Source organism: Caldimonas sp. (assembly GCF_046289365.1).
Classification (GTDB): Bacteria; Pseudomonadota; Gammaproteobacteria; order Burkholderiales; family Burkholderiaceae_C; genus Caldimonas.
In genome coordinates, this window is sequence record NZ_JBKBVU010000051.1 from 12,583 (window position 1) to 18,678 (window position 6,096).

Here is a 6,096-nt window from a genome sequence, read left to right on the forward strand (position 1 = left end):
ATGGGCTTTTGCTTTTTCAACAACGTCGCGGTGGCCGCACGCCACGCACTGGACGTGCGCGGCCTGCAGCGCGTGGCGATCGTCGACTTCGACGTGCACCACGGCAACGGCACCGAGGACATCCTGGCCGGCGACGACCGCGCGCTGATGGTGAGCTTCTTCCAGCATCCGCTGTACCCCTACAGCGGGGACCAGCCCGCGGCCGGCAACATGTGCAACCTGCCGGTGCCGGCCTACACCAAGGGCATGGACGTGCGCGAGCTGATCGAGATGATCTGGATGCCGCGCCTGGAGCGCTTCCGGCCGCAGATGATCTTCATCTCCGCCGGCTTCGATGCCCACCGCGACGACGACCTGGGCCAGCTCGGCCTGGTCGAGGCCGACTATGAATGGATCACCCGGCGAGTGATGGACGTCGCCGAGCGCCACGCCAAAGGGCGGGTGGTGTCCAGCCTGGAAGGCGGCTACCACCTCGGTGCGCTGGCGCGCAGCGTCGCGGCCCATCTGCGCGTGCTGGCCGGGGTGTGATCGGTGGCACGGTGGCGCGGGGCGCTATGCTTCGCGCCGCATCCACTACTGGCACCCTGCGATGGCGTCTTCCCCTGCTGCTGCCCCGAAAGACTTGCAAGACCTGCTGGTGGCGATCGTCCAGCCTTCGTCGCTGATTGAAGCCGGCGTGATCGTGGCCTGCCTGGGGCTGGCCTGGATCCTGGTGCGGCTGGTGCGCGGCCCCCGCATCCCCGAGGCCTCGATCTGGTTCGGCCGGCGCATCGTCGATGGCGTGCTGTTCCCCGTCGTGGCCCTGGCCCTGGTGTACGGTGCGCGTCTGGCGGTCCAGGGCCTGGTGCCGATCGCGGTGTTCCGCGTGGCCGTGCCGGTGCTGCTGTCGCTGGTGATCATCCGCATGAGCGTGCGGGTGTTGTCGGCGGCCTTTCCGGGCTCGGCCCTGATGCGCGCGGCCGAGCGCACGATCTCCTGGCTGGCCTGGATCGCGGTCGTGCTGTGGATCACCGGGGCCTTGCCGGTCCTGCTGGACGAGCTCGAGGGCATCCAGTGGAAGCTTGGCGGCTCCACGCTGTCGCTGCGCCAGATCCTCGAAGGCACCTTGTCGGCCGGCTTCGTGATGATGGTGGCGTTGTGGATCTCCGCCGCTCTCGAAGCCCGGCTGCTCAAGGGGGCGGTGGGCGAGCGCCTGTCGCTGCGCAAGGCGGCCTCCAATGCGGTGCGCGCGCTGCTGCTGTTCGTCGGGCTGCTGGTGGCGCTGTCCTCGGTTGGCATCGACCTGACGGCGCTGTCGGTGCTCGGCGGTGCGCTCGGTGTGGGCATCGGCTTTGGCCTGCAGAAGCTGGCGGCCAACTACGTCAGCGGCTTCGTGATCCTGGCCGAACGGTCCTTGCGCATCGGCGACTTCGTGCGCGTGGACAATTTCGAAGGCCATGTGACCGACATCACCACGCGCTACACGGTGATCCGCGCCCCCAATGGCCGTGAGTCTATCGTGCCCAACGAGACGCTGATCACCACGCGGGTCGAAAACCTCTCGCTGGCCGACCGCAACATGCTGTTGTCCACCGTCGTGCAGGTGGCCTATGGCACCGATGTGCAGACCCTGCGCGAGCACATCGTCGAGCGTGTCAGAACCGTGCCCAGGGTGCTCGCCGATCCCGGACCGGCGGCGCATCTGACCGCCTTTGCCAGCGACGGGCTGGAGCTGACGGTCTTCTTCTGGATCGCCGATCCGGAGAACGGCCAGGCCAATGTGCGCTCGGGCGTCAACCTCGCGATCCTGGCCTTGTTCGAGGAACGGGGCGTGGAGATCCCCTACCCTCAGCGCGTGGTACATCTGCGCGCCCCGGCGCACGGCGACGGGGTGGCCGGCCCCACCGGCTGACGCGTCGTCACCGCTCGTGGCTGGGGTCGTCCTCGGCCGGATGCAGCGGAATCGACAGCCCGAGCCGGCGGATGCGCGGGCCGTCCATCTCGCGCACGCTCAACATCGCCCCGCCCAGCGGCACGCGGTCGCCCACCACGGCGGGGCGGCCCAATTGCCGCGCCACCCACTCCGACAGGGGCAGTTGCGCGTCGGGCACCGCCGGCAGCCCGTAGAACTCGCACAGCAGCCCGGTGGGCTGATGGCCGTCGAGCACAAAGTCGCCGAAGACGGCGCGGGTGAGTTCCTCGTCGTCCCGGTCGGGCAGGGCCACCCCGAAGCGCCGGCCGGCCCAGCCGATCGTCGTGCCTTGCAGCACCAGCGACACCAGCACGACCACGAAGGCCACCTGGAACAGCAGCATCGCGTGGCCCACACCGGCCATCAACGGGAAGATGGCCAGCACGATGGGGACGGCCCCGCGCAACCCCACCCAGGAGATGAACCACACCTCCCGGGCGGCAAAGCGGAACGGCGCCAGACACAGCCACACCGCCACGGGACGGGCGATGAGCATCAGGATCGCTGACACGCCCAGGGCCGGCAGCGCACTGTCGAGCAGACCCGAGGGGGTGACCAGCAGCCCCAGCAGCAGGAACATGATGGCCTGCGACAGCCAGGCATAGCCGTCCATCGCTGAGAAGGCTGCACGCACCCGGCGACCACCCCGGTTGCCCAGGACCATGCCGTACAGGTAGATCGCCAGGAAGCCCGAGCCTCCGCCCATGCCGGTGAGTGAGAACACCAGCAGGCCCGAGGCCGCCAGCAGCAGCCCCATGATGCCCCCGCCGGCATGCTGGCGGGGCAGGCGATGCACGACCTCGCTCATCAGAAACCCGGCGCCCACGCCGATCAGCGTGCCCAGGCCGAACTGCTGCACGAAGGACCACAGCATCATCGCCAGGCCCGACCCCCCGGCGTCGGGCATCGCCGTGATCAGGGCGATGAAGGCCAGCGTCAGGAAGACGGCCATCGGGTCGTTCATGCCAGACTCGATCTCCAGCGTGGCGGCCACGCGCTCGTTGAGCTGCACCCCCGAGGTTTTGAGCAGGGCGAACACGGCGGCCGCGTCGGTGGAGCCGACGATGGCGCCCAGCAGCAGCCCGTGCTGCCAGGGCAGTCCGAGCAGCAGCATCGCACCCAGGCCGGTCAGCACGGCCGTGATCAGCACCCCCACGGTGGCCAGCAGCAGTGAGGGCTTCAGCCCGGTGCGGAAGGTCGACAGCGAGGTGCGCAAACCGCCGTCGAGCAGGATCACCGCGAGCGCCACGTTGCCCACCCAGAAACTGAGCGTGAAGTCCGAGAACTTCAGCCCTCCGGGGCCGTCTTCACCGGCCAGGCCGCCGGCGATCAGGAAGATCAGCAGGAACGAGAAGCCGGCCCGGGCCGACAGCATGCCCGCCAGCACGCTGCTGAGCAGCAAGGCGGAGGCAATGAGCAGAGGGACATTGATGAAATTGAAATCCATGCGCGGGCAGGTGGTGACCCTCAAGCGTAACAGCAGCCCTGCGCCTCCCAAAGGCGGCGCCGGCCCGCGCCGGTTCAGCCCCGCAACGCTGGCGGCGGGACGTCGATCGTCCCGGCCGCACGGGGCGGGCGCAGGTTCAGGCGGCCGCCACGGGGATCTTGCCGATGCGGGCCTGCCACTCGCGCGGGCCGGTGATGTGAGCGCTGGTGCCGCCCGCGTCCACGGCCACCGTCACCGGCATGTCGAGCACGTCGAACTCGTAGATGGCTTCCATGCCCAGGTCCTCGAAGCCGACGACCCTGGCGCCCTTGATGGCCTTGCTGACCAGATAGGCCGCCCCGCCCACGGCCATCAGATAGGCGCTCTTGTGCTTCTTGATCGCCTCGATGGCCACCGGCCCGCGTTCGGCCTTGCCGATCATCGCGATCAGTCCCGTCTGGGCCAGCATCATCTCGGTGAACTTGTCCATGCGCGTGGCCGTGGTCGGGCCGGCGGGGCCCACCACCTCGTCGCGCACTGGATCGACCGGGCCGACGTAGTAGATCACCCGGTTGGTGAAGTCCACCGGCAGTTTGTCGCCGCGCGCGAGCATGTCCTGGATACGCTTGTGGGCGGCATCGCGGCCCGTGAGCATCCGGCCGGACAGCAGCAGAGTCTCGCCAGGCTTCCAGCTGGCCACCTCCTCGCGCGTGAGCGTGTTCAGGTCCACGCGACGGCTCTTGTTGTAGTCAGGGGCCCAGTGCACGTCGGGCCACAGGTCCAGGCTCGGCGGCTCCAGGTAGGCCGGGCCCGAGCCATCGAGCACGAAGTGCGCGTGTCGCGTGGCGGCGCAATTGGGGATCATCGCCACCGGCTTGGAGGCGGCGTGCGTGGGGTAGGTCTTGATCTTGATGTCGAGCACCGTGGTCAGGCCCCCCAGGCCCTGCGCCCCGATGCCCAGGGCGTTGACCTTCTCGTACAGCTCCAGGCGCAGCTCCTCGAGCTTGTTGCGCGGCCCGCGCTGCTGGAGTTCGTACATGTCGATGTCCTCCATCAGCGCTTCTTTGGCCAGCAGCATGGCCTTCTCGGCCGTGCCGCCGATGCCGATGCCCAGCATGCCCGGCGGGCACCAGCCGGCCCCCATGGTGGGCACGGTCTTGAGCACCCAGTCCACCAGCGAGTCGCTGGGGTTCATCATCACGAACTTGGTCTTGTTCTCGGAGCCGCCGCCCTTGGCCGCCACCGTCACGTCCACGGTGTGGCCGGGCACCAGCTCCATGTGGATGACGGCCGGCGTGTTGTCCCTGGTGTTCTTGCGCTCGAAGTGCGGATCGTCGAGCACCGAGGCGCGCAGCTTGTTGTCCGGGTTCAGGTAGCCGCGGCGCACGCCTTCGTTGATCGCGTCGGCGATGGAGCCTGGGAAGTTGGCAAAGCGCACGTCCATCCCGATCTTCAGGAAGACGTTGACGATGCCGGTGTCCTGGCAGATCGGGCGGCGGCCCTCGGCGCTCATGCGCGAGTTGGTCAGGATCTGGGCGATCGCATCTTTCGCCGCCGGCGACTGCTCGCGCTCGTAGGCGCGTGCCAGGTGCGCGATGTAGTCGGCCGGGTGGTAGTAGCTGATGTACTGCAGGGCGGCAGCCACGCTTTCGACGAGGTCGTCGTGCTGGATCGTGGTGGTCATGGGGCTGGCTGGAGTGGTGGGGCGAAGGACGGAGGGGCAGGGCCCCGGGCAAGCGCTGAATTTTAACGGGCCACCCGGTGAGCGCGGGGATCGAAACCGATCGAGCTTGCAAGGACATGACAAGACGGCGCGGAGCGCCTGAGTGATTGCCACAGGCAGGTCCGGCGGCACATGTTTCTAAAATCAGCCGTTTTTTGCGTGCCGCCGTCGGCTGCGACGGCGGGTGCGTCCTGCCACACCTACCTGCCTGACACGATGAACCTGCTTGCCACGGTCGTCTTGCTCCCCCTGGTGCTAGGCACCGTCCTGTGCTTCTGGCTGGGCCGCGTCGAGACGCCCGCGCGCCGGCGCGCCACGGCCTGGGCGGCCGGCCTGGTGGCCGTTTGCGCGCTGGGGGTGCTGCTTGGTCTGGCCGCCCCGGTCTTTGCGGGCCAGACCCTGCTCGCCCACTGGCCCTGGGTGAGCGCCATCGGCCTGAACATCGGTCTGCGGCTGGATGGCCTGGCCTGGATGTTCGCCGCACTGATCAGCGGCATCGGCATCCTCATCGTGCTGTACGCCGCCTACTACCTGCACCACGACGATCCGGCCGGCAAGTTCTTCAGCACGCTCATGCTCTTCATGGCGGCCATGCTGGGCATCGTGCTGTCGGACAACCTGCTGCTGCTGCTGGTGTTCTGGGAGCTCACCAGCCTCTCGTCGTTCCTGCTCATCGGTTACTGGGGCCACAAGGAGGAGTCGCGCGCCGGCGCCCGCATGGCCCTGGCGGTGACCGGCGGCGGGGGCCTGGCGCTGCTAGCTGGCTTCGTGGTGCTGGGCCAGATCGCCGGCACCTATGAGCTTTCGCAGATGCTTGGCCGCGGTGCCGAGATCCAGGCCCACCCGATGTTCCCGGTGGCGCTCGTCCTCATTTTGCTGGGTTGCTTCACCAAGAGCGCGCAGTTTCCCTTCCACTTCTGGCTGCCCAACGCCATGGCCGCGCCCACGCCGGTATCGGCCTACCTGCACTCGGCCACGATGGTGAAGGCAGGGCTG

4 protein-coding genes and 1 pseudogene are annotated in these 6,096 nt (G+C 68.4%); 3 read left to right on the plus strand and 2 right to left on the minus strand.

Annotation, left to right across the window (positions count from 1 at the left end):
• A pseudogene (locus ACK42S_RS07390) lies at positions 1-528 on the plus strand (histone deacetylase family protein); the annotation flags it as partial.
• A gap of 61 nt (positions 529-589) precedes the next feature.
• A complete protein-coding gene (locus tag ACK42S_RS07395; protein WP_409705038.1) occupies positions 590-1,891 on the plus strand; it encodes a mechanosensitive ion channel family protein in 1,302 nt (433 codons plus the stop codon).
• Between the two features lie 7 nt (positions 1,892-1,898).
• On the opposite strand, the gene ACK42S_RS07400 is transcribed toward ACK42S_RS07395, so the two are convergent.
• Entirely contained in the window at positions 1,899-3,398 is a 1,500-nt protein-coding gene (locus ACK42S_RS07400; RefSeq protein ID WP_409705040.1) for a potassium/proton antiporter, read from the minus strand.
• A 136-nt stretch (positions 3,399-3,534) separates the two neighbouring features.
• Positions 3,535-5,061 (minus strand): fumarate hydratase, encoded by a 1,527-nt coding sequence (locus ACK42S_RS07405; RefSeq protein ID WP_409705042.1) that lies wholly within the window; start codon positions 5,059-5,061, stop codon positions 3,535-3,537.
• Between the two features lie 255 nt (positions 5,062-5,316).
• Between ACK42S_RS07405 and ACK42S_RS07410 the strand changes: the two genes are divergently transcribed.
• The coding region (locus ACK42S_RS07410; RefSeq protein ID WP_409705044.1) for a proton-conducting transporter membrane subunit at positions 5,317-6,096 on the plus strand (780 nt) is incomplete at its 3' end.